At 50.2% G+C, this 24,157-nt stretch carries 25 protein-coding genes and 1 pseudogene; 15 read left to right on the top strand and 11 right to left on the bottom strand.

The features are described 5' to 3' along the window. Positions 1–217 precede the first annotated feature (217 nt). The gene (locus tag FGI41_RS04890; protein ID WP_139488814.1) at positions 218–1,258 is read left to right on the top strand and encodes an NAD(P)-dependent alcohol dehydrogenase; all 1,041 of its coding nucleotides are present in this window, start codon (positions 218–220) and stop codon (positions 1,256–1,258) included. A 65-nt stretch (positions 1,259–1,323) separates the two neighbouring features. On the opposite strand, the gene FGI41_RS04885 is transcribed toward FGI41_RS04890, so the two are convergent. After that, positions 1,324–2,472: a cation:proton antiporter gene (locus tag FGI41_RS04885; protein WP_139488813.1), complete on the bottom strand. Its 1,149-nt coding sequence runs from the start codon at positions 2,470–2,472 to the stop codon at positions 1,324–1,326. Positions 2,473–2,806: 334 nt separating this feature from the next. After that, positions 2,807–3,289 carry a hypothetical protein gene (locus FGI41_RS04880; protein WP_139488812.1) on the bottom strand — a complete coding sequence of 161 codons (483 nt, stop codon included), beginning with the start codon at positions 3,287–3,289 and terminating at the stop codon, positions 2,807–2,809. Positions 3,290–3,472: 183 nt separating this feature from the next. Between FGI41_RS04880 and FGI41_RS04875 the strand changes: the two genes are divergently transcribed. Next, positions 3,473–3,682 (top strand): YwbE family protein, encoded by a 210-nt coding sequence (locus FGI41_RS04875; RefSeq protein WP_139488811.1) that lies wholly within the window; start codon positions 3,473–3,475, stop codon positions 3,680–3,682. A gap of 143 nt (positions 3,683–3,825) precedes the next feature. Next, a complete protein-coding gene (gene pdaA / locus FGI41_RS04870; RefSeq protein ID WP_139488810.1) occupies positions 3,826–4,614 on the top strand; it encodes a delta-lactam-biosynthetic de-N-acetylase in 789 nt (262 codons plus the stop codon). An 89-nt stretch (positions 4,615–4,703) separates the two neighbouring features. On the opposite strand, the gene FGI41_RS04865 is transcribed toward pdaA, so the two are convergent. Then, positions 4,704–5,141, bottom strand: a complete 438-nt coding sequence (locus tag FGI41_RS04865; RefSeq protein WP_139488809.1) for a Dps family protein — start codon at positions 5,139–5,141, stop codon at positions 4,704–4,706. Between the two features lie 126 nt (positions 5,142–5,267). Next, positions 5,268–6,176 carry an acyl-ACP desaturase gene (locus FGI41_RS04860; protein WP_139488808.1) on the bottom strand — a complete coding sequence of 303 codons (909 nt, stop codon included), beginning with the start codon at positions 6,174–6,176 and terminating at the stop codon, positions 5,268–5,270. Positions 6,177–6,321: 145 nt separating this feature from the next. Here FGI41_RS04860 and FGI41_RS04855 point away from each other — a divergent pair, with 145 nt between their 5' ends. Continuing rightward, on the top strand, positions 6,322–6,486 hold the full coding sequence (locus FGI41_RS04855; RefSeq protein WP_139488807.1) for an aspartyl-phosphate phosphatase Spo0E family protein: 165 nt from the start codon (positions 6,322–6,324) through the stop codon (positions 6,484–6,486). A gap of 79 nt (positions 6,487–6,565) precedes the next feature. Here the strand turns inward: FGI41_RS04855 and FGI41_RS04850 are convergent, their stop codons facing one another. Together FGI41_RS04850 and FGI41_RS04845 are read right to left on the bottom strand one after the other, a co-directional pair. Next, positions 6,566–7,342: a DUF5937 family protein gene (locus FGI41_RS04850; protein ID WP_139488806.1), complete on the bottom strand. Its 777-nt coding sequence runs from the start codon at positions 7,340–7,342 to the stop codon at positions 6,566–6,568. Between the two features lie 84 nt (positions 7,343–7,426). Beyond that, a complete protein-coding gene (locus tag FGI41_RS04845) occupies positions 7,427–7,600 on the bottom strand; it encodes a small acid-soluble spore protein P (RefSeq protein WP_139488805.1) in 174 nt (57 codons plus the stop codon). Between the two features lie 159 nt (positions 7,601–7,759). Here FGI41_RS04845 and FGI41_RS04840 point away from each other — a divergent pair, with 159 nt between their 5' ends. The 8 genes and pseudogenes from FGI41_RS04840 (at position 7,760) to FGI41_RS04805 (ending at position 16,196) form a co-directional block, all read left to right on the top strand. Further along, positions 7,760–8,626, top strand: coding sequence for a hypothetical protein (locus FGI41_RS04840; RefSeq protein WP_139488804.1), 867 nt, complete (start codon positions 7,760–7,762; stop codon positions 8,624–8,626). 81 nt (positions 8,627–8,707) lie between these two features. Continuing rightward, positions 8,708–9,586 carry a HEPN domain-containing protein gene (locus tag FGI41_RS04835; protein WP_139488803.1) on the top strand — a complete coding sequence of 293 codons (879 nt, stop codon included), beginning with the start codon at positions 8,708–8,710 and terminating at the stop codon, positions 9,584–9,586. A gap of 86 nt (positions 9,587–9,672) precedes the next feature. Further along, positions 9,673–11,244, top strand: a complete 1,572-nt coding sequence (locus tag FGI41_RS04830) for an ABC-F family ATP-binding cassette domain-containing protein (protein ID WP_139488802.1) — start codon at positions 9,673–9,675, stop codon at positions 11,242–11,244. A gap of 265 nt (positions 11,245–11,509) precedes the next feature. Then, the gene (locus FGI41_RS04825) at positions 11,510–11,998 is read left to right on the top strand and encodes a hypothetical protein (protein ID WP_139488801.1); all 489 of its coding nucleotides are present in this window, start codon (positions 11,510–11,512) and stop codon (positions 11,996–11,998) included. 178 nt (positions 11,999–12,176) lie between these two features. After that, positions 12,177–12,554: pseudogene (locus FGI41_RS04820) on the top strand (DUF2628 domain-containing protein); the annotation flags it as partial. A gap of 458 nt (positions 12,555–13,012) precedes the next feature. Beyond that, complete coding sequence (gene abc-f / locus FGI41_RS04815; RefSeq protein WP_139488799.1) at positions 13,013–14,752, top strand: ribosomal protection-like ABC-F family protein; 1,740 nt, start codon at positions 13,013–13,015, stop codon at positions 14,750–14,752. Positions 14,753–14,767: 15 nt separating this feature from the next. Next, complete coding sequence (locus tag FGI41_RS04810) at positions 14,768–15,640, top strand: GNAT family N-acetyltransferase (protein ID WP_139488798.1); 873 nt, start codon at positions 14,768–14,770, stop codon at positions 15,638–15,640. A 16-nt stretch (positions 15,641–15,656) separates the two neighbouring features. Next, the gene (locus tag FGI41_RS04805) at positions 15,657–16,196 is read left to right on the top strand and encodes a hypothetical protein (protein ID WP_139488797.1); all 540 of its coding nucleotides are present in this window, start codon (positions 15,657–15,659) and stop codon (positions 16,194–16,196) included. 62 nt (positions 16,197–16,258) lie between these two features. On the opposite strand, the gene FGI41_RS04800 is transcribed toward FGI41_RS04805, so the two are convergent. Continuing rightward, positions 16,259–17,377, bottom strand: coding sequence for a phosphodiester glycosidase family protein (locus FGI41_RS04800; RefSeq protein WP_139488796.1), 1,119 nt, complete (start codon positions 17,375–17,377; stop codon positions 16,259–16,261). Between the two features lie 159 nt (positions 17,378–17,536). Between FGI41_RS04800 and FGI41_RS24760 the strand changes: the two genes are divergently transcribed. The 3 genes from FGI41_RS24760 to FGI41_RS24755 all read left to right on the top strand — a co-directional run bounded on the left by FGI41_RS24760 (position 17,537) and on the right by FGI41_RS24755 (position 19,435). After that, entirely contained in the window at positions 17,537–17,692 is a 156-nt protein-coding gene (locus FGI41_RS24760; protein WP_176560123.1) for a hypothetical protein, read from the top strand. Between the two features lie 115 nt (positions 17,693–17,807). Further along, a complete protein-coding gene (locus FGI41_RS04795) occupies positions 17,808–19,169 on the top strand; it encodes a DEAD/DEAH box helicase (RefSeq protein ID WP_139488795.1) in 1,362 nt (453 codons plus the stop codon). Between the two features lie 104 nt (positions 19,170–19,273). Continuing rightward, positions 19,274–19,435 carry a hypothetical protein gene (locus FGI41_RS24755; protein WP_176560122.1) on the top strand — a complete coding sequence of 54 codons (162 nt, stop codon included), beginning with the start codon at positions 19,274–19,276 and terminating at the stop codon, positions 19,433–19,435. A gap of 93 nt (positions 19,436–19,528) precedes the next feature. Here the strand turns inward: FGI41_RS24755 and FGI41_RS04790 are convergent, their stop codons facing one another. The 4 genes from FGI41_RS04790 to FGI41_RS04775 form a co-directional block, all read right to left on the bottom strand. Continuing rightward, a complete protein-coding gene (locus tag FGI41_RS04790; protein ID WP_139488794.1) occupies positions 19,529–20,608 on the bottom strand; it encodes a Ger(x)C family spore germination protein in 1,080 nt (359 codons plus the stop codon). Further along, positions 20,605–21,699 (bottom strand): GerAB/ArcD/ProY family transporter, encoded by a 1,095-nt coding sequence (locus tag FGI41_RS04785; RefSeq protein WP_176560121.1) that lies wholly within the window; start codon positions 21,697–21,699, stop codon positions 20,605–20,607. Before FGI41_RS04785 ends, FGI41_RS04790 begins: the two co-directional genes overlap by 4 nt. 42 nt (positions 21,700–21,741) lie before the next feature. After that, positions 21,742–23,139, bottom strand: a complete 1,398-nt coding sequence (locus FGI41_RS04780) for a spore germination protein (RefSeq protein WP_139488792.1) — start codon at positions 23,137–23,139, stop codon at positions 21,742–21,744. Positions 23,140–23,314: 175 nt separating this feature from the next. Continuing rightward, complete coding sequence (locus tag FGI41_RS04775; RefSeq protein ID WP_139488791.1) at positions 23,315–24,136, bottom strand: serine/threonine protein kinase; 822 nt, start codon at positions 24,134–24,136, stop codon at positions 23,315–23,317. Between the last annotated feature and the right edge of the window lie 21 nt (positions 24,137–24,157).

The following is a 24,157-nucleotide window of genomic DNA, read 5'->3' as shown; positions in this document are numbered from 1 at the left end:
GCGGGGTCACCAATCTTTCTGAAATAATTAACAATGTTCTAGTATCTGTTCATTACTTAACAGATCGTGCTGATCTAACAATTGAATACATGTTGTATCTGCTTATAATTATAGACAGCTGTTTAATAATTCATCAATGTCTAATAGTGCTGATGGCTGCGAAAGTAATGTGTAACCAGCGGCCTCACATATGAATGCGAAGGAGTAGAGAAAAACTATGTGTAAAACCCATGTTCTAAGTGTTGCAAGCGCCAGAGCACCATTTGAAAAGACCACGATTGAGCGCAGAGAATTACGACCACACGATGTTTTAATCGATATTAAGTTTAGCGGTATTTGCCACTCTGATATTCACAGTGCCCATGGTGAATGGGATGGCGGAATTTTCCCAATGGTTCCTGGTCACGAAATCGCGGGAGTCGTGGAAGCAGTCGGAACAGAAGTGACCAAATATGCTGTTGGTGATCGCGTCGGTGTTGGTTGTTTTGTGGATTCCTGTGGAGAATGCGAATACTGCCGCAGTGGCGAGGAGCAGTATTGCACGAGAGGCGTGGTCTCCACCTATAATTCATTAGACTATGATGGCAATCCGACTTACGGTGGATACAGTCAAAAAATCGTGGTAACAGAAGGCTTCGTTGTCCGTATTCCGGACGCTCTGCAACTGGATGTGGCAAGCCCGCTGTTGTGTGCAGGCATCACGACGTACTCTCCTTTGAAACACTGGAACGCCGGCCCAGGGAAGAGAGTTGCCATTGTGGGGATGGGAGGCCTTGGCCATCTGGCGGTTCAATTTGCCCATGCCATGGGTGCTGAAGTAACGGTCTTGAGTCAATCGATGAATAAGAAAAGCGAAGCCATGGAGTTGGGTGCAGATCATTACTATGCAACCAGTGACCCCGCTACCTTCACGGAGCTGGCAAATCAGTTTGACCTCATTTTAAACACCGTCTCTGCCAATCTTGACGTGAATGCGTATCTGTCCTTGCTCCGTGTCGATGGAACGCTTGTCAATGTGGGCGCACCAGCTGAGCCGGATCAGTACCATGTATTTTCCCTCATCATGAAACGCCGCAGTATTGCCGGTTCCCTCGTGGGTGGAATCCGGGAAACCCAAGAGATGCTCGATTTCGCTGCCGAACACGGTGTTGCCCCTAAAATCGAAGTGATCCGTGCTGACCAAGTAGACGAAGCCTATGAGCGTATACTCCGCAGTGATGTGCGTTATCGATTCGTCATTGATATTGCTACTCTGTAATTTGGAAAGCATGAAAAAACCAAGCCACCTGCACATCTGGTCGGCTTGGTTTTTTGCTTCCTATTCTATGATTTCTGTCTCATGCCTTCCCGATCCGCAAAGAACCATTTCATCATCGGTGGCGTAACAATGGTGGTAATCAGGACAACTACCACGAGGATCGAGAACAGCTCCTTGTCCAGCAGGTTCGCCCCTAATCCAATCCCCGCAATAATCAAGGCGACTTCCCCGCGAGAAATCATCGCGGAACCAATCCCCATGGAACTCTTCCAGTTAAAACCAGCCAGTTTGGCTCCAAGTGCCCCACCAATCAGCTTCGTGACGATCGCTACCAAGCTCAGCCCAACAATCAGCCATACTTGACTCCCCAGACCGGCAAACTCTACCGAAAGACCGATGGAAGTGAAGAAAACAGGTACAAAAATGGAGTAGCTGACCGTCTCCACACTCTCACTGATCTTATGCTTGAATTTCGTGACACTGATCGCTACACCTGCGATATAGGCACCGATAATATCGGCAACACCTGCATATTCAGCCATATAGGCAAAAACAAAGCAAATGATTAACCCTGCGGATAAGACAGATTCAGTCACACGAAGGGTAGAGAACTTTTGCAAAACCCAAGGAACCACCCTCCAGCCGAGGAGAATCGCTACCGCGAAGAAGACCACTTTTTTCACAATAACCACGCCTAAGTTGACATCTCCACCAGCCAGACTCATCAGAAAAGCCAGAATGATGATCACGAGCACATCATCAATAACAGCGGCCCCGAGGATGGTAGCTCCTTCTCTCGTATTCAGTTTGCCCATCTCTTTTAAGGCTTGCACCGAGATGCTTACACTTGTGGCTGACAATAACAGGCCGAGGAAAATAGAGTGGATAGCGGGAAGACCCATGAATATGCCAGCCAGGTATCCCAGTGCCAAAGGTAAGATAATACCTGCCACTCCAACGAATGCAGAGGCTTTTCCTGTGCGTTTGAACTCATCGACATCGGTTTCAAGCCCCGCGATAAACATCAGCAGGATCACCCCGATTTGACTGATCTGCTGCAGAATATCGGTATCGTTGATCAGCCCTAAGACAGCAGGACCCAGCACAATCCCAATCAATAATTTACCCAGTACAGATGGTTGCCCCAGCCGGACACTAATGTCCCCGGCAATCTTAGAAGCCAACAAAATTAAAGCCAGTTGCAGAATAAGCATCTCTTTTCCACCCTTCGTCTGTTTTTGTAACAATCTCTCTGAACATGCAAAAAAGAGCCTGCGAAACACAGGCTCTTAAAAAAGCACAGAAATCACCCGTGTTTGACAGGCTCCTCCAAGTGTGCACGTATTCAATTAATATATAATTATTTTATCATTTATAAGAAATGAGATCAATTCAAATTTAGGAAATGGGATCAAACAATTGTTGGAATTAGATGCATTTGTGATATCAGAAGAATCGTAACAAACAATCGGCGGGCAGTTCCCAGCGAGCGCCTCAAACGAAAAAAGCTGCCGATCGCCTCGACAGCCTTTGAACTCACTTCTTTTCCTACTCTTTCCGAAATCCTTCTTCCTTCAGATAAGCTTCGGCCTCCACATAGCTCTCAAACGCACCATCCAGATTCAACCCCGAATACACATTCCACAGGTCATCCTCTTGAATCAGAATCAGCGTATGACCATCCCTGTCTACCCAGCGTTCTTCTACTGCATCACCGATGATCGCTGCCTCAGCCGCTGTTTTTTCCTTCGGTGGGGTGGAGAGGGCCTGAATCGACTTCTCCACGATCTCACGCAGCTCGTCTGCTTGGAAGTCGCGGATGTTGACCATCCCTTTGTCGTCCTTCTTGTAGCCTTTTATCAAGCCAGCGTAGACGAAGCCATTACCGTTGGGATGCAGGTGGTACGCTACGGTTTTTTTCTCGTACAAGCTGTCCTCATAGTGGAAGTTGACACGCCCGAGAGATACGTTGTTGCGGGTCAGCTCCGGAAATGATTCGAGAATCGCCAGTTTTTCATCAAAAGTCAGCATCGTGTAAAGTCCTCCGCATTTCACATTTCAAAGTTTTTTGGTGAATTGTGCCAGTTGTACATTATACCACATCAGGCGCAATTCCGTCCTGCTCCTATTTTTCCTTCCTGCAAAGTAATGTATGATAAAAGAACGGCAAAAAAATACCCACCGCCAATAACGAAGGGAGCACCCCATACAACCATGAACAAAAATGGACAAACCCGCAAAGATATCCGCCCCGGTCTCGCCGTCGATATCGTACTCAAGGCTGACCAACGCACAGGCAAGACCACCCGTGGCATCGTCAAAGACATCCTCACCAACTCCCCGAACCACCCGCACGGCATCAAGGTGCGCCTGACAGACGGACAAGTCGGTCGGGTGAAGACGATTATCGAAGGACAGCAGTAGACGGGTCGCGCAATAGCATACCAACATCGAAGGGTCAACACTAGTCCACGCTCCTTGCATACATAACTTTCCGCTGATGGTGGGACATTACTCACTAATGAAGCGCGAAACACAACAGCTATGTACACCAAAAGCAAGGAGTGATGACACAGGTGAAACGCTACACGCTGCTTTCGGCTTGTCTGGCATTGCTCGTCATGCTGCTGCCGTTCCACACGATGGCGGCGCCCAATGACGCGTACCACTTTGGATTCAAAAAGGGTAAAAACGGCAAACTGGCATCCATCGCGCAAGAGCCATTCTATGCGATTGTGAAGAAGCAAGAAGCGGTCTTTCTGGGGGATACCTCCAAGAAGGAGCTGTACCTCACCTTTGACAACGGCTATGAGAACGGCTATACCAGCCAGGTGCTGGATGTCCTCAAGCAAAAAAAGGTGCCAGCCATCTTCTTCGTGACCGGACAGTACATCAAGGACCAGCCGGAACTGTTAAAACGCATGGTACAAGAGGGGCACTTGATCGGTAACCACTCCTGGCATCATCCCGACCTGACCAAGGTCAATGACGTCCGCTTAAAAGAAGAGCTGGAGAAGGTGAAGACCGAAGTAGCCACGATCACCGGGCAAAAAGAGATGCGCTGGCTGCGCCCGCCGCGCGGGATTTTCAGCGAACAGACACTCGCCAAAAGCCGTGAGCTGGGATACACCAATGTCTTCTGGTCGGTCGCCTATATGGACTGGATGGTCGATAAGCAAAAGGGCAGGCAGTACGCTTACGACAAGGTGATGAGCCAGCTCCATCCGGGCGCGGTGATCCTGCTGCACTCCGTATCCAAGGATAATGCAGAGGCACTGGGCCAGATCATCGACGATGCGCGGAAGCAGGGGTACGAATTCAAGAGCATGGATCAACTGAAAGTGAAGAATTGGTAAGCTGTCGCTGTATAACTTCAGCCACATGAAAAACCTTATTTCGGTTAACAACCCCGAAGTAAGGTTTTTTTGTACAGAACCCTATGTAATTATTTACCCAAGAACGAATTGAGCATCCATACATGCTTCTCCAAGCTGGAGTGGATCGCGAGGAGCATGTCACCGGTCGTCTCGTCGTTTGCTTGTTCGGCGATTTCCATGCCTTCCTTGAGTTCCTTGATCACAGTTGCAAAATCGTTGATGGTAGATTGTACCATCTGTTCGGCATTTTCGTTGCCTTCTGCTTCTTGGACAGAGGAGAGCTGAAGGATTTCTTTCATCGTAGCGACTGGCTTCACGCCCAATGCGAGGAGACGCTCGGCCAATTCGTCAATATGCAGGGCCGCTTCATTGTAGAATTCTTCGAACTTCGTGTGGAGGGTAAAAAATTGTGGACCGGTGACATACCAATGATAGTTGTGAAGCTTGATGTACAAGACGCTCCAGTTTGCAATTTGTTTATTCAATACATCTGTCAAATTGTTCATGAGTCTACCACCTTCTTTGATGTTGTTGTACAAGATTACCCTACCATAGTCTATCCGAAACAAATAGAATGAAAACAGAAGACCATTTCCGTATCGAAAATGGTCTATTTTTCGCTATGATTTAACTTAACTGCTGCCTTTGGCTGCGAGGCGTTCGGTGATTCGCTTCATTTTATCGTAGTGGGTCAGCAGGCGGATCTTCGCTTCTTGGGCTTCTGGGCGGCTAGGTTGGAGATCCTTGACACCCCAGTAGTTGATCAAGTATTCATACACCTGACGGAAGTAGGCGACCGGACCGTAGTTGGCTTCTTTGGAAGCTGTGCTCATGCGCTCATCGAAGTTTGGCATCTGCACGCCTGGCATACGGAAGTTGGTCATGACTTTTTCGATGTAATAAATGAAGTTGTGATCCACACCCAGATATTCACGGCACGCATCACGGTAGAAGGCGAAGTGAAGTGATTCGTCTTTGGACAGACGGCGGAGCAGTGCAGCCAGATCAGGGTCATGATCCGTGGCGATTTTGGCAACATTATTGTAAAAGACCATGGTAGCCAATTCTTGAATCGCGGTATACACCATCGTCTCCAGAGCGTTCTCCAGATCAGGCTCGTACCCTTGCTCGACGACGAATTTGCGGATTTGCTTCAATTCAGTCGGATTGGCGTTGCGGGTAATGATCAGGTACGTCTCCAAGAGGGAGGAGTGCTGATCTTCCTCGGCCGTCCATGTATGAACGAATTCAGTCAGGACCGAGATGGATTTTTTGAAGGTGACAGCAAGGTGGGTGGTGAACCATGGCAGGTTGACCTCAGTTAAGAGTGCAGTCTCTACCGCGGTATACAGGCCATCGGATAGGGTGCGTTGGCTGATATCCCATGGTTCTGTTTTGAAAGAGCGACCTTTTTCCCATGGAATGAAATCATGGTAGCTCCAATCGATTTTTGCTGCCCGTTCTTTGTGATTGTCATACAGCTCACGCAATACGGGTTCTAATCTGGGATGAAATTCATCGATAAGATAATGTTCTGCCATCGTTTCGCTTCAGTCCTTTACCACAGAATAAGTTGCCTCATTTTATCATACTTTTCACTTGAAACATAATAGGAATAGTTGATACTTCACAAATTCGACCAACTTCTTGTAAAATAGTGGTATCCAGCTGTGGAGGTCTGCATCAATGGAGAGGAAACCGATTGAGAAGAGAATTGAGGAGTTGCGCCGCCACCTGGAGAGTGCAGCACGGGAAGCGGGTTATAACTTTCTCGATCCGTACATGATAGAGGTAAGCCAGCAGCTTGACCAATTAATGGTAGCTCATATGCAGACGATGAAACGACCTTGAGAGGGGTCGTTTTTTTATTTCCCGTACGGATCGGGGCATCAGCAGATCATCTGCCGGTACAAGACCAGCGGACAGAGGTTTACTCTGCCTGCTGTTCGGAAGTTGGCAACAGCAATGTGTTGTACAAAATAAAAAAGGCGTCATGCGACATGTAATAAATCACGCGCTGGGACAGAAACCAGCTGACATATAGAACCACTTCCTGGGCATCCACCTGCAGCTCTTCACCGTGGCCGGCCAACCGAAATGATTTGCTTTCTTCGAGATAACGTACAGTAGGTGCAAAATTCTGCAAAAACACGGCAAGCTCCTCTGGATGATCCGTGCGCTTTTTAGCTTGTCCCAATTCGGTGGAGATCGTGTGGGCGAATTCTTCCCAGAGCGGGTGAAAGATGAGACGGAGATAAGAGGAGATGAACAGAGTGAAGCGGCTTTTGACAGCGGCGGGGTTCTGTTCGAGGTCGATCTCGATAGGCAAAACGGTGAGTTGGCGCTCCCATTTGTACAGGTTGACGCTTTCGGTGACGGATTCGATGAAGACATCATCGGGAATCATTCCAACCTGATCATACACGGTCTCGATGGACAATTCCATCTCCAAGACGTCCTCAATGCCAAGCGGCAGACAGATAGTCGGGATGCTCTCGGCAAACACAGGTGCAAAATACAGCCATTCAGTGTGGATGTCTTGCTTTTGCATCTTGTCGCGTGTCTCTTGGCACCACTGCTGGTGCAGTGCGTGCGGCACGCGCTGTGCAAGCGTATGCAGGCTGGCCGCCATTTCAAACAGCGGGGATACGCTGAAGCGGCACATCTGTCCCAGTTCGTATCCCGGAGCGAGTCCGATGGTTATCATCTATGAAATCCTCCTTGAGGTTACTTCTTCCATCATACGCAGGAATTAGGGAGAATTCAAATAAAAAAGCCAGGGATTTTGTCCCTAGCCTTCGCGTGTTGCAATTTTGCGCGTGTGGTTTTCATCCTTCATGCGCTTGGAGCCGGTAATCGGTTCACCTGGTTCCCCGGATTGTTTCAACGGTTTCATTTCATGGTTGTTGTACGTGTAATGTGGGTTTTCCGCGATGGTTGCGTGTTCACGGGATTCTGCTTTCATCTTCAAGATCGCCTCCCTTCACGAGTAGTATGTGACCCAAGACGCCTGTCATACGAGCCAAATCTTGTGTAAAACCGATGGAAAAACCGTATGAGGGGTTGAGTCGTGAGCGATACTACTGGTATGCTAGTGTGATAAAGAGGGGAGAGTTAGATAAGAATGAACAAACAAACAACACGGATCGCAGGTGTGATTCTCGGGTTCATGCTGCTTACGGGCTGTAACCAAGAGCAGGCAACACCGGCTCCAGAGGCGACACAGCCGGCAGATACCCAGCAACCGGCTGGTGGCACAACAACCCCTGCGCCAACCACGACCACACCAGAGAATCCAGCGGCAGGCACTCCTGCCACCGAGAAACCTGCGACAACCACTCCTGGGACAACCACACCAGCACCTGGACAAAATCAGCCAGCCAATCAGACACCAGCCAAGACTACTCCGGCTCCAGCCCCTGCCAAGCCAGGACAGACTGCCGAGATGGATCTGCGCCGCGAGCTCATCATCAATCCATCCCTGACCGTGGGCAAAACCACCTATGATGAGATGGTAAAAAAATATGGAAAACCGGTTTTTGAGAAAAACGTGAAGTCTCCATTCCGCACCGGTCTCGCAAAAGGTGCTGAGAATCCACCGCAGATCGAAGAAGTAGTGGCGATGTTCCAATTCAACCCGTTGACCGGAGAGAAGATCAAGTCAGTCGTTCCGATGTTTTTCACCCCGGATAAAAAGACGCTGGTATCTTCCTCCATCCTGCTGACCCGTGGCGATCTCCGGGAGAAGCTGGCCGGCGGCACCACTATCACTTTTGAAGACGTGAAAAAAGCCTATGGAAAACCGAACCGTGAATCTGCAGAGGGTCTGGAATACTATGACTTCCAGAATAATATCACCATGACGGTCACCAAGGATAAAAAAGGCAAGGTTGTCGCCCGCGTCACCAAGTATGATCTGCTCTATGCAGGCAATCCGACTGACCTGCAGGCACACGAAGACGCCATCAAAGAATTGGCGGCCCAAAAATAAACCGGCATCACAAGACCGACTAAGGGGGCGATCTCCCTGGTCGGTCTCTTCATTTCATGCACCGTATGGGAGGCTGTCCGTATGCCATTATTGCTCGCCCCAGTGTTTAATTCCCTGACAGAAGAACCGGTACAGATCGATCTGGGTCAGGGCTTTCAGATGATCTCCGGCAATGAGCGGCTGTACCAATTCTGCCGCCGCTATCTGCGTACCGCGATGAACGAGAACAAGCTGCATTTTGAAAATAAAATCAAGCCCAACAGTCTGTTTCTGCTCGCTGATTATCCCGAGATGAAAGTGACCGATGAGCACCGCGGGTTCGTCAGCGAGATCGAAAACAGGCTCAACGTCGCCTCCACCCATGGCGTCGGCTCGATTCCCTATCTGCTCCACATCGATGAATCCAAGACCAAGTACGCCATCACCTATCTCAAGCGCTCCCTGGACGGGGACAAGCTGACCTACACCGGAAGCACCCGTGAGATTTTTGAAGGGCTGCTTCGCACAGAAAATACGTTTCCTCCTGTCCCATACCGCCGCTACGCGCTGTCTCTGGAAAAAGAAAGCTACGAAGACCAGCTGCTTGACCTGTGGATCGCGCTGGAGTCTCTTTTTGTGCCAGACGGGAAAAAAGGGGAGATTACCTACAAGGTGCGCCTTCGTCTTGCCTATTATTTCGGTGCCACCCCGGATGAGCGTAAGAAGCTGGCTGCCTTCATCAAAACCTCCTACAACCACCGCTCCGAGATCGCCCACAGCGGCAAAATCCTCGGCTCCAAGCTCAAAGAAGAGATCGCCATACTGCGCCGAATCGTACGGGCCACCCTGATCAATATGTACACAGAAGGGGTCAGTGTCCAAGACATGCGCGAGCGGCTAGATGAGCTGGTTCTAAGTGGAAAAAGCTATCCAGAAGTCTATCAGCCGGACTTTTTTGTCCCTATGGAATCAAAACCCTAACTTTTTTTATCAATTACCAGTTTCAAAATGGAGCGTTATCTACTAGAATAAAGTAGATATGCCTTTTAAGAAATTGGGAGGACAACATGAGCGTTCTAATCGTAGAAAATCTCAGCCACGGTTTTGCTGACCGTGTGCTTTTTAAAGAAGTAAACTTCCGTCTGCAGCCAGGCGAGCGTGTTGGTCTCGTCGGTGCGAATGGTACGGGGAAATCCACCATGATGGGGATCCTTACCAAGCAGCTGATGGCTGACGACGGTAAAGTCGAATGGATGCCAAAAATCCAATACGGCTACCTCGATCAGCACACCAAGCTGGAAGCGGGTAAAACCATCCGCGACGTACTCAAAGACGCATTCCTGCCGCTTTTGGAGCTGGAAAAGGAAAACATGGAGATCGCCAACCAGATGGCCGAAGCTTCCCCAGAGGAGCTGGAGCAGCTGCTGGAGCGCATGGGGGAGATTCAAGACCGTCTGGATAACAGCGGTTTCTACCTGATCGACGCCAAAGTCGAAGAGATCGCAGGTGCACTGGGTCTGACTGCGGTCGGTCTGGACCGTGACGTAGCGGCTCTCTCCGGTGGTCAGCGTACCAAGGTTCTCTTGGCGAAGCTGTTGCTTGAGCAGCCGACCGTCCTGCTCCTCGACGAGCCGACCAACTATCTCGACGACGAGCACATCAACTGGCTCCGCACTTATCTCAAGGATTATCCGTATTCCTTCATCCTGATCTCGCATGACACGCACTTCATGAACGATGTCGTCAACGTGATCTACCATCTCGAATTCCAAAAAATGACCCGTTACACCGGGAACTACGAGTCCTTCCTCGAACAGTCCGCGATGAAGCGCAAGCAGCACATCGACGCGTACGAGACCCAGAAGGAAGAGATCTCCAAAATGGAAGACTTCATCGCGCGCAACAAGGCGCGTGCGTCTACCTCCGGCCGTGCAAAATCCCGTCAGAAGCAGCTCGACAAAATCGACCGCATCGACAAGCCGGAAAATGCACCAAAGCCGCAATTCAACTTCAAAGAATCCCGTGCATCCGGCCGCTATGTATTCCAAGCGGAGGATCTGGAGATCGGCTACACGCATGCGCTTATGCCGAAGCTCTCTTTGAGCCTGGAGCGCGGTGATAAAGTAGCGATTGTCGGGATGAACGGTGTGGGTAAATCCACCCTGCTCAAAACCATCCTGGGCGTCGTACCGGCTCTTGGCGGTAAAGTGGAGCGCGGTGATTTCCTCTTCCCGTCTTACTTCGAGCAAGAGGTAAAAGCACAGCGTCACACTGCCCTCGATGAAGTATGGAACGAGTTCCCGCATCTCAACAACCACGAAGTACGCGGTGCGCTCGCCCGTTGCGGTCTGTCCAACGACCACATCAACCGCTCCATGGCCGGACTCTCCGGTGGTGAGCAGGCGAAGGTACGTCTGTGCAAGCTGCTCCAGCGCGAAAGCAACTGGCTTCTTTTCGACGAGCCGACCAACCACTTGGACGTCGTCGCCAAAGAAGAGCTCCAGCGCGCACTGAAAGCGTACAAAGGCACGATCCTTTTGGTATGCCATGAGCCTGAGTTCTACGAAGGCTGGGTCACCAAGGTATGGAACGTGGAAGAGTGGGCGAATAAGGCAGCGAACAGCTCGATTCGTTCGTAGTTGTTGATCAGGAAACAAAGCTTGATTTGCCGTTCATATTGAAGATTCTTTATTCCGTTTTACAAGAGAAGCCACTGAGTTTGGGATCAGCCCCCATACTCAGTGGTTTTTTAGTATTTGTGTAATTGCTAGCTTGTTTAAATGTAATTTTATTGAAAAAATATATTTATTTACACTAATATATTTAAAATGGTTGAAATATACTAACATTTATAATAATGTAAAAATATGCTATAAATTATTATTTTGATAGGAGTGTTGTTTTATGAAAAAAGCAGTTTCTGGTCTTCTTGCTTTGAGCATGGTATTCGGAGCGTCATCCGCATTTGCTGCTGAAACGGTCACAGATGAGGCTAACGTAGCAGTAGATTCCGTCGTAGAGGCAGATTATGCCAATGTGACCGAGGTAGAATCTAACGATGTGTTCCGTTATGCAGACTACATCAAGAGCCCTGAAATTACTATGAATGGCGTACTCACAGCAGGTTCAACCGATCGTGATTGGTTCTTCTTCATTTCACCCATTACCGGTCAGATCCGTTCAGCTGCTGGTTTCGGTGCAAATAGTGGTCAAATCAATATCTACGAGCAAACTTCCTACTCTTCTCTGACCGGTATCGGTTCTAGCTCTGGAACTAGTGTTGAATCCGTTACCTTTAACGTGGTTCAAGGTAAGGCTTATTACATCAAATTGAGCACATCCCTTGCTACTGATGTTCCTTACACTCTGTACTGGGATGCTGTCATCTACTAATATTTCTTACACCCTGTACCAGCACTAGTTAGTCGTGCAGATTAACTTGATAGCATAGCCTCACAAGCAAGTTCATACATACCAGTTCCTATGCGCGGTAACCAAAAAGAGGTGAGTCCAACGTCATTTTCAACAGACGGAGGGCCGCCTCTTTTACGTCAAGCATTTCCGCCGTTTTTCAGAGGGAAAAATCTTCGCCTGGAACTGGGTAGCCTTATTTTTCCCGTTCATCTGGCTGGTGAATCGGGGAATGTATGGGTATGCACTCATTTGTTATTTCGTACGGTCGGTTGTTACATTTAGCGTGATATTGGCGGTCGTCCACTTTGGATTGGGTTTGCATGAAGCGTGGATGTTATGGGCTGAAAGGTTCGTGATGAGCGTGCCTGTCGCTGTATTTGGTTCTTATCTTTACTATCGTTTTGCTCAGAAAAAGATTGCAGCAATACCGTCGATCGACGATCCTGAAGAGCGCAGGCTGCGTATTCATAAGATGGGGGGGAGAAAAGCGGAAAGCAGCTTTTGTCGCGTTGATCATCTGGTATTTTCTTCCTGATATTTTTGTCCCCATGTACACGCAGGTGAATCTGCTTGAGGTTTGGCCATTTCCGTTAGGGCCAAGGTAAGGGTGGAAAGGGTGGAGGGTCCGCCTCTGCCCCTTGACATTTTACCCCGTACGCTTTTACAATAGAGAACATCTTGATCACCATAACGAAAGGTAAGGTACACAGGCCGATGGAGTAAGATCCTATTCTCACATGCGAAAATCAAATTTCACGTTTTATCGTGTAGAAATTTATTTTCCAGAGATAGGATACGTCTGCCCAAAAATCGGTTTACGGTGCCTTTTTGTATGGTGAAGAAGAACAGGGAAGAAGTGCGGATCGAGTAAAGCTGTGCTTGGATTGGTCCGTCTTATCATTTTTGATGTCCCTGACTTGCAGATTCACTTTACATAACCACCGACACCATAGGCACACGACATCCTCTCTGGACACAGGGAGGTTTTTTTATATGCTATTGATCGAAGCGAATCATATTGAAAAACAGTACAAAGAACGAATCATCCTCGCGTTTGCCGGGTTGCATATCCACTCGCAGGAACGCATCGGGATTGTGGGTCTCAATGGAGCGGGGAAGACCACGCTGCTTCGGATTTTGACCGGGGAGGATGTGGCGGATGCGGGCATTGTCAAGCGGTACGGGAGCATGGCGGTGGTGCGGCAGTTTGATGAGGAGCAGCAGATGGAGGATGATGCTGGGCTGAACGCAGGCGATCCGGATGGGGATGGTCTGCAGATGGAGGGCCGTTCTGCGTACTCGGCATCGTTACTGAAGATGCAATCCAAGTGGCATATCGACACCACTAGCCGGGATTATTCCACCATGAGCGGCGGCGAGCGGACCCGATTGCGTATGGCACATGCCTTGGAGCAGGAAGCGCAGCTGCTGTTCGCTGACGAGCCGACGTCCCATCTTGACCTCGACGGAATTATGGCGGTGGAGGACGCGCTACGCGACTATGACGGCACCGTGGTACTGATCTCACATGACCGTGCCTTGCTGGATGCGGTCTGCACGCGGATCATCGAGGTGGAGAACGGCACGATCCGCGAGTACAAGGGCAACTACACCGCCTTCCGGGAGCAGAAGGATCGCGAATTCAACCGCGCCCAGTTCGAATACGAGCAATACACCAAAGAAAAAGCCCGCCTCACCGAAGCTGCCATCGAAAAAACGCAAAAAGCGAGAGGCGTAGGCAAGCCGCCAAAAGGAATGAGTAACTCGGAGAGCCGTGAGTTTAAACCGCATTATGCCAAGCTTCAAGCGAAGATGGAGAAGTCGGTCAAATCGATTGAGACGCGTATCGAGCAGCTGGAGGTGAAAGAAAAGCCGAAGACCCCGCCAAGCGTACAGTTCGATGTCAATGGCTATACGCCGATGACCAGCAAGCACGCCATCCAATTGGAGCGGGTCAGCAAGAGCTTCGGGGAACGGACACTGTTTACCGAGCTGTCCGCTACGATCAAGCCGGGCATGAAGGTAGCGTTGGTCGGGGCGAACGGGACAGGTAAGTCTACATTGCTCCAAATGATTCTCAACCGTGTATCCGGCGTGCGTGTAGCGGAGAGTGCGAAGCTCGGTTATTTCAGCCAAAGCCTCTCGATCCTCGATGACGAGAAAACGATCCTTGCCAATATTATGGCGACCAGCCCGTACCCAGAAATGTTTGTCCGCACGGTTTTGGCCCGGCTGCTGTTCAAGCGGGAAGACGTCTACAAACAGGTGGGCGTGTTAAGCGGGGGTGAGATGGTCAAGGTGGCGCTGGCGAAGGTTTTTCTTGGCGATTATAACGTGCTGCTGTTAGATGAACCGACGAACTATCTCGATATTTTCACACGGGAAGAGCTGGAGGATGTGCTCGGAGCCTATCCAGGGACGATCGTGTTTGCGACCCATGACCGCCGTCTGATGAACCAGCTGGCCGATCATGTGCTGGTCATCGATGAGGGGCGTAGTACTTTTTTCGCAGGCAACTATGAGGCATATCTCGAACACCAACAGGCACGTAAGCAGGCGGCAACCAAGACACAAGATCACGAGGAAGCGATCCTCAAATGTGAAAATGAACTGGCGGAACTGATTGGCCGTCTGTCCGTTCCGCGCAAAGGGGACGTGAAGGAACAGCTGGAGGCAAGGTATCAGGAGCTGCTGGCCAGATTGCGGGAGCTCAAGCAAGCGTCACGCACATAAAGGAGAGGAACAACCATGCGGGGAATCGTCAGCAATGCTACGAAGGAGGAGATTACAGCCGCCTGTATCGCCAATCGGGCTGAGTATGTGCTCAGCTTTGGGACTGGGATTGGCAGCGCTTATTACAGCGGGGAAGATGTCAAATGGGTATATACAGGTCTTAATTACTTAAATTGTGTATTTGCTGTGCATCTGTCAGGGGAGGGAATGGAGCAGCGTGTGGAGGAGATCATGTCTTTTTATGATCAGCGGCACGTATGCCCCACCTGGCTGGTGAATCCGCAGGACGAGGCTGGGATTGAGCGGATGAAGTTGGAAAAAAAGCTGGAGAGTCTGGGATTTACACAGGTATTCGAGTTTCCGGCGATGGCGGTTGACCTCAAAGAGTGGGAGCGACTGGGATGGCTGGACCACAAGGGTGAGGGGAGTACCATGAGTTCTTTTGATCCGATCAGCCCGGCTTTTTCCCTCGTACAGGTGAACAGCGCGATTGGCTTGGAGCATTGGTGCCAGCTGACCTGTGCGGGCTTCCACGTACAAAAGCACCAGCTCTCCGAGTATATGACCCTGCTGCACTCGTCTGTGGAGCATGCCCGTTTCCCCACCCATGTATATATCGGGTATTGGAACGATAAGCCGGTCTGTGCTGTCAGTGTGCTGGAGGCAGCCGGTGTGGCGGGGATTTATTGGGTCTCTACGGTTCCGCAGGCGAGGGGAAGGGGCTTCGCCACCATGATGATGCGCCAGCTTTTGTCCCGGGTTCATGCGATGGGGTATCAGTATGCGACACTGCAATCGACGGAGATGGGGTATTCGCTGTATCGGGGGCTGGGGTTTTTTGATTTGTATCGGGAGAGCGGGTACGAGCGGACGGGGTGTTGCAGGTAGGGGTGAGGGAAAAAACTTGTTTACCATCAGATATAAAATCATCCATGACGAATTTGTCGATTACAGAACGATAGACCTCTGTGATTTTGAAACGAATCACGGGGATATCGAAGGCTCATTAGAGTTATGTTTCCATGATAAAACGGTTGGATTTTTGGATGACGATTTCCCAGCGATACCAGAGTGGCTGGTTGTTTGGTTTCGAGATTTGTTGACCGTCTCCCTATACCTGTTATCTCATGATTATGTAGCGTATAAACTTCCGGAAGCGAGCCGAATTTGGCTGGAGTTTAAGCGGAGTGGAGACGATCTGATCGTGAGCTTGGTGGAAGATGTTCCGAGAGAGGAGATCACCAATCATTTTATCGTGGAGCCGTTGGGGGAGTTTCAGAAGTCGGATTGGAGCGGTGTCAGAATCAAGCGTGAACAGTTTTTACGTGAAATCATAGATCAAACAGAAGGTTTCCTTGAAGAAATCAGGACGATCAATCCGTGTCTGCTGCAGAGTACAGCACTTCAAAAATTGATGGGCTTGAAAGAGGACTGCAAGAAATAAAATGCTTATACAACATAGCCCCGAACCTACATGTAACCGTAGAGTCGGGGCTGTTTTGCTAGTTAATACACCATCCACGCATTCGGAATCCAACGACCGCGCTCGTCATCAATACTCGACTTCGTTAAAATCTTCCCTTCATGCACCATCATCGCAGATGTACCGCCATCCATCGCCATTGCGTTGACGGCGCCGTATTCCTGCATCAGGTCAGCCATATCCTTCATCGAGGCACCGAGGGAGTGGCCGGCGCGGCGTCCGTCGATGACGATGAACAGGATCGTGCCGTCTTCGGTCTGGCCGACTGCGGTGCGGGGAGCGATCCCCCAGCTGGTGGCTTCTTGACCTTCGAACATATTTTTTCCGTTGACGATCAGCTGTGGACGGAAGGACATCGCGTCGCGCACACCCATGTCGAGCAGCTGTTGGCCGGAGTAGTTGCCCGTCACCAGCTTGCCGTCGTAGGTGATGCCAAGCGCGGTGTCGCCGCCTGTGTGATTGTAATCCTGCAGCATTTTGCCGTCGACGATGATCAGTCCGGCTGCCTCGCTTGCATAGCCCATATAGTTCGGGTCGTAAAAACCGCTGGCATTGATCCCGCCGAGGGCCTGAGTGCGTTCACTGAACTCGCTGATCCACTCGCCGCGCGGTTTGCCCCGGTTGGTCTTGACGATGGTCTGCACGAGGTGGACACGGCTTGGATCGGATACCTTCATCACGTGTCCCTTAAAATAATGAACGGCGCTGTGACGGCGCTCAACCGGTTCGACCTGGATGAGCGGGACATCTGCTGCCGGTTTGGTTGTGTCTTCATGGGCTGGGTCTTGCTCCTCTGCAGAAGCGGTCGCGATGGCGGGTTGGGAATTGACGATGTCAGGCTGGGCGATCTGTGCCTTCAGCTTGTTGATCGCTTCGTCACCGACGAGGGTGTACTTGGCCCAGTCGGAGTGCTGTGTCACTAGGAGAGAGCCGGCCAGCCAGAGGCGTGCATCATAGGATAAGACAAAACCGCCATACAGCACTGCTGCTGTAAGGAGGCTTGTCCATAACAGACGGCGTTTGCTTTTTTGCTTGCGGATTTTGGAGCGTCGGGTACGCTTGGGCGAGTCGCTTTGGTCTACAGGACCAGAGGACTGGTTGCGCCTTCGGGTTCGGTTCCTATTTAGATTGGTATCAGCCATTTTCTCATCCCCATAATCATTGTCGTCACTGCTTTTCTCTCTGTACAATAAGACGAATGACCTACCAAAAAGTTTCGTCAAAAAACGCCGTTTTCCGTCAAGTGGGGCAAGCATGTTTTGCTAACGCAGGGGCAGACTATCCCAAGGAGGTGAGGACTCATGAGCAAACAAGGACGTCAATACGACGCTGAGTTCCAGAATCAAGTTGAGGAGTACCGCCAAGATCCGCCGGGAACCCTGCACCAGCGCACACAGGTAGACCGTCACGATAAAATGGAAAAAAACGAGACGCGTTTGGATACCAACAACCGTTAAACGCATAGCAACACCAAGAAAAGGCGAAACTCGAAGTAGAGAGTTCGCCTTTTCTGTGATAAGCTAGTCGTTACGGAACTTTTTTCATTTTTCTCGTGTCAGGAGGATTTATTGAGTGGAAACCACGTTTAACGAGCTGCTCACAAGGCAAGCCGTCCTTGATTGGATACAAGACTCCAAGTTCAAACAGCCTACCCCGGTGCAGGCCAAGTCAATCCCCGCTGTGCAGAGTGGACGAGATGTGATCGCTGAATCACCGACTGGTTCAGGGAAGACGCTTGCGTACCTGCTCCCGCTCTTGGACAAGATCGATATTGAGTCCAAAGACCTGCAAGTGCTCGTCTTGGCCCCGACGCATGAGCTGGCGATGCAGATTTACCGTGTGGCCGAAGATTTGCTCACCAAGCTGGGCGGCAAAGCGGTAGCGCTGATCGGCGGTGCTGATGTGAAGCGCCAGCTCGACAAGCTCAAGACCAACCCGGTCTTGGCGGTAGCAACTCCAGGGCGTGCCAAAGAGCTTCTGGAAGCCCGCAAGCTGAAAGTACATAATGTCAAAAGCGTCGTGATCGACGAAGCGGACCGTATGGTGGACAAAGGCTTTGCCGGTCCGACCCAGGACGTGCTCAAGCGCCTCTTGCGCGACACACAACGCCTGTTTTTCTCGGCAACCGTGCCGCAGCAGGTGCTCGGCATGCTGCAATCTCTAACCAAAGACGCACAGTTGATCAAGGCAGAGAAGCCTGCGAGTGAGAACGAAGTGTTTCATTTTTATATGGTCTCGGAAGGGCGTAAAAAGGTGGACACACTTCGCCGTCTGATCCGTCTTGTGGAGGCGAAGAAGACGATCGTGTTCGTCAACTCCATCGAGCGTGTGGACGAGATTCAGGACAAGCTGACTTATCATCACCTCGATTCCCGCCTGTTGCACCGTGAGACGACCAAGGAAGACCGCGCCCATGCCATCCAGGGCTTCCGCGACGGCAAATTCCCTGTGCTGGTCGTAACCGATGTCGCCGCGCGCGGATTGGATATCCCTGAGGTGGAGATGATCGTTCACTTCGACCCGGCGACAGATGCAGAAAGCTATATCCACCGCAGTGGACGTACAGGGCGGATGGGTGCGGCGGGTCTGGTGTTCTCCATCATCGTGCCGCAGGAGAAGTTCATTGTGGATAAATTCATGAGAGCAACCGGCATTCCAATCGAGGAGCGCTACATGTCACATGGAGCACTGCTCGATCCAAAAGAAGACCGCCGTCCGCGCAGCCCGCGTGGTGGAGCACCGAAACAGGCAGGCGGGGCTCGTCCGGCAGGCGGCCGTTCTGATGCGGCTCGTCCGTCTGGAAACGCCCGGTCTGAGGGCAACGGTGACCGTGAGTACAGACCGCGTACGGACAGAGCAGGTCAAGGCAGCTATGACAAGCCCCGTAACGCAGGGGACCGCCGTGGCTCCCGGGGACCATCCGGCAGACGCTGATTCCCTCTAAGCTCCAGACATCAAAAAACCTTCCGAAGCGCATAGTAGAAATGAGTCATCTTGTGCACTCACATTCCTGCTATACGAAAGGAAGGTTTTTGACTATGGCACGAAAAGAAGGTCGTCTGGCCCATGAAGAACTGTTTGTAAACGGCCATGTCGGTGGTGAACGACTGTCCAAGCATGAGCGTTCCACTCTTCGCAGTCAAGCCCGTGAGCTGGATGCGCGGATCGAAGCAGCGAAGAAGGAAGATATAGCAGAGTAATTTGAAGCAATTAGGAAAGCGGCGTGAGTGCCGCTTTTTTTTCATGACGGGGGAGCTTTTGATCGCTTGCCATACTTGGGGGCAACACGCACCTTACTCCAGTATTCCGTTTCTGGTCAGATTGATGGTGGTGGACGATGTGATATTGATTTTGGGATATTCTTTATTCCAATCGATTTGATTCCAATAGGAACTGTGATGGGCGATCAATTGTCTTCCGATCCCGAGTACATCACAATTGGCGGCTTGGAGCTTTTTGATCACCTTGTCCGCCTCCTTGTTGATTTCCTCGGAGAGAGTATGGTTAAACTTGGCTACCGTTTTCTGGTCACTGAAATCACCGAATGGCATCTCAATCGCTTCCGCGTTCATCTGCAAATCGATGCTTACCTTCAGGCTTTGGCCTGTGGGCTGAATGGTCAGCTTTCGCTTTGATTGTAAGATATTCACGGTCATCTGAACTCCCTTTTCGATCGGCAAGGTTAGGGTGGTTTGCTTGTTTTTTTGGTTGGCTAATAAGAGGGCGACGGTTGTTTCTCCCGGTGTCAGGGTGCCTGTCAGCTTTTGGCCATGGAACAAGGCTCCCCCGAGAATCTCCACATTAGACTTGTTCAGTCCCATATAAGGCATCATAATATCCTCACCAGGATCGAGAATCCCGGTACGGATCGATTGCAAATCTACATCGGGTACGATGGTGGCTGCCTCTGAGGTGACGATTTGCCGGTCAAGAAAGGCGGTTAAGTCCGGATTGTCTTTTGACTGGGTTTCCAGAAAATCCTTTGCTTTCCCTTTCACGATCGCGATTTTAGCATTCAGGGCACTTCTGGGGTCCCGATAAAATACATCAAGCACTTCCAAAATGGAGCCTTTTCTGGCTAACGCTTCACTGAGCATGACAATTCGGTTTTTGGATGCGTCTGGTACATAGATGAGCTTGCGCTGCAGATTGATTCTGGCATCACGTGGTGTGCTTCCGGTCGTAGAGATCAGTTCGGGTGGCTTTTTTTCCAGATTTCGGGTGACCACGGACGACATTATGACCTTATTGCCTTTTTGGTAATCAATTCCAACACCCAGAAGGAGTCTGACGTCTTTTAATAGCCGTTGATCCCAGCATCCGGTTAGAAGGAATACTACGAGTAGGATGGCGGTGATGTACGATTTTTTCATCTTCCATGCCACCTTAATTTTTTCATGTAGATGATCAATAGAAGAAGCAGTGGAATCCCGGCCACGAACAAAAACGAAGCTTTGGCGAGGAAATCACTGATTTTTTGTACCAAAAACCGGTCTCCGGTAAATTCCGCACAGAGCAGGCACAAAAACCCTGCGGCTAACGTGAAATGTCTATGATCATTCTGGTGGAACAATTGTTTAATCCCAATCGAAGCGGCGAACAGGTAATTTACAAATGTCGTCAACACCGTAACAATCCAGATCGATAAGAACAAGAGGTCAATCCGCTCGATGACCCGAAAGGAAAAGGATTTGAGCATATAGAGGATCGGTTCAGGAATCTGCTCCAGCTCCTCACTGGAAAAGAAGATCACACAGTTAAAAACTAAAAAGGTATAAAACAAGGTGAGAAACGCACTGGACAAAAGGATGACTTTACGGATTTGGGTATGGTTGCCTTTTACAAAAGGATAGATGACTAGCAAAAGTTCGTAGCCGATGATGGAGAAGGAGGTTTCTTTGGCACCTTTAAAGATGGCTTCCAGCCCAGTTTGACCGATTGGGAAGATATAGATGAAGTGAGAGCTATTCAAGGGGACGAGCATCAGGATTAACAGCACAGGCAGAAAAATAGAGACAATCACACAGAACCGGGTGATAACCGACAGACTTTCTCTAGCGAGATAAATGCTGGTTGACACCAGTAGAAAATAGATAGCCAGCACCGGGGTTCTGGGCAGCACCCATCTCGTTATGATATCTCCGAAGAGAAGCAGAACCAGATAGGCGACAGCGAGAAAATATACGATATAACCGACCGACACTGCTTTTGACAGATATTTGCCCAACAGTGTCGGCAGAAAATCAAACAGGTTGGCTGATGGGAAATGGCTGGACAGCTTCCAGTTGATCATCATATTGATGGTGATCGCTATTCCAGCCAATAGAACAGCAATCCATGCATCTGTCTTGGATTCAGAGAAAACCGTATAGGGGAGAGACAATATGCCGATCCCTATGACGCTCTGCAGGATAAAGAAAAACAGCTCCAATCGACTAATCTTGTCAGCTTGTCTGGTCCCCACCTGTTTCCCCCCCCTGCCTGATTGTGAGAGCACCTGGCTGTTTTATCCTTTGGGATATCGTTTGAACGTGAAGCTGGAACGAGCCAGTGAATCTTTCAGCTTGCGGAGGCGAAGGGGTGAAACCGGATAGAAAAACGGTTTTCCAAAGCTCTCCAGCTTGCAAAGATAGATCAGCAAAATCGTAAAGCCAAAAGTGATTCCCAACAGACCGAAGATCGAGGACAAAACCATCAGCGGGAAACGCAGAATCCGGACAGACAACCGTAGCTCATTGGACGGAACCACGAACGAGGAGATGGCGGTCAATGCAACGACAATGATCATGATGTTGGATACGAGTCCTGCCCGGACGACAGCATCCCCAATAACGAGACCGCCGACGATCCCGATTGATTGGCCAATCGCTGTATGCAACCGGATACCCGCTTCCCTGAGCAGCTCGATGGTCAGCTCCATGATGAATGCTTCAATCAGTGGGGGATAGGGGATATGCTGTACGGATTCATGGATGGATGTAATCAGTTCGTTGGGAATCAGTTCAAAATGAAACGAAATCACAGAGATATAAAACGCCGGGAGAGTCGTAGCGATCAAAAAGCCCGCGATCCGGATCAGCCGGATGAAGCTGCCGTTGATCCACCGTGCATTATAATCATCTGGTGATTGGTACAACGAAAAAAACGTCACTGGCAGAATGATTACCGACGCCAACCCATCGATTAGGATGGCGAACCGGCCTTCTGCCAGATTGGCTGCAACCCGGTCTACCCGCTCTGTATTGAGCATCATCGGAAACAGGGAGAGCGGATTGTCTTCTATGATTTCTTCCAGTACGGCTTGGCTGATGACCGAATCCGTTTCGATGTTGGCTAATCGCTCCGTCACTTCATCTAACACGTCTTGATCCACCAATGACTGAATATAGACCAGAGCCACTTCGGTATCGGTATGGGTTCCGAGACGGTAATATCGGACGATGAGATCTTTGTTTGTTATTTTTTTCCGAATGAGGTGCAGGTTGATCGACAGCCGCTCGACCAGACCTTCATGACCACCCTCAATAATTTTTTCCCCAACCGGTTCGGATATCGAGCGGTGAAAAGCGGAGCCCGTGTCCAAGTTCCATAAGGAGAGTTGTCCGTCCTGCTCTTCGAGGCTGATGACAGAGCTTCCGCGCAGAAGATACTTAACGGCCTGATCGGCGGAATCCATCTGCTTTGAGGCAATGGAATGGATCGTATTTAACAGATTCTCTCCTTTTTCTTGGAGAAGGGGAGAGAGGATCTGTTGATTCAGTTTGTCGATATCGGTGAGCGTGTCGATATAATAAATGGTCAAATTCAACTGGTCAATGGTCAGGTGCTTGGTCAATAAATCGTCGGTAGTCAAGGTGGCTTTGATGTAGTCTTCGAGGTCTCTTTGCGAGCCAAAATCTATCACGACCTAACCCCCTGGATGCCAAATCAGTTCTCTTGTTTTCTCAACGTATTTATTTCCATTAGAGGTTACATTTATGCGCGATGACAGACGGTGGCCGGCTGGGCAATACCTACAGAATCCCACGCCAAAAAGGCCAACCAGAGTGTTCTGGCTGACCTTATGTTTCGACCGAATCCTATGCATCATAGACGGCCAAATACGCATCCATATCCTGCAAAAACCCTCCGACACTCTCATAAGCCTGCCCGATTTGCAGGAGTCGGTGCAGCATTCCGCGAATCTCTGGGGTGAGTGTCAATTCCTCTTCCCAGCTCTTCTCCGCCTCACCGGTCGGCTCATAGGTCGAATACAATAGAAACAATAGAAAATGCCCCAGCGCATACAGGTCACTTTCGACGTGAACCTGCCGTTTGAGCTGCTTCTCTTCGGGGTAGTCATCGAGGTTGTCCGCGATATAGGTAGGCGGGTCACCGAGGAAGCGGGCGAGCCCGAAGTCGATCAGATACGGCTCCCCGTCCTGCAGGATCACGTTGGGAATCCGCACATCGCGGTGGATGATGCCCTGCTGGTGTAATTCTTGTACGATTATGGCAATTTTTCGCACCAAGCGTACCGCATCCACTTCGGTGAACGTCCCACCTTGTTCGAACAGATAATCTTCGACCGTCTGACCTTGGATATAGGACATCGCCATGAACGAATGATCTTCCCAGACAAAATGATCCAGCACGCGCGGAATGCGGGGATGATGAAGAGACAGTAGCACATTCATCTCATATTGTTGCATAGGCAGCCCTTTGGCGTCATGTGCGCGGCTGGGCTTTACCTGTTTGAGTACGACACGTTCGCCAGAAGAAATCTTTGTGGCGAGGTAGGCGATTCCATAGCTGCCAACCCCAAGGATGGTGTCAATCCGATAGCCGTGGACGTGCTGACCTACCTGCAATGGGCGGTCTGTCCAGACACTGTGATACCATGCACGGAGGCGTGCCCACATGTAAGCCATTCTCATCTACTT

The organism is Brevibacillus dissolubilis (assembly GCF_006170445.1).
Classification (GTDB): domain Bacteria; phylum Bacillota; class Bacilli; order Brevibacillales; family Brevibacillaceae; genus Brevibacillus_B; species Brevibacillus_B dissolubilis.
This window is presented reverse-complemented; position numbering and strand designations above follow the sequence as displayed.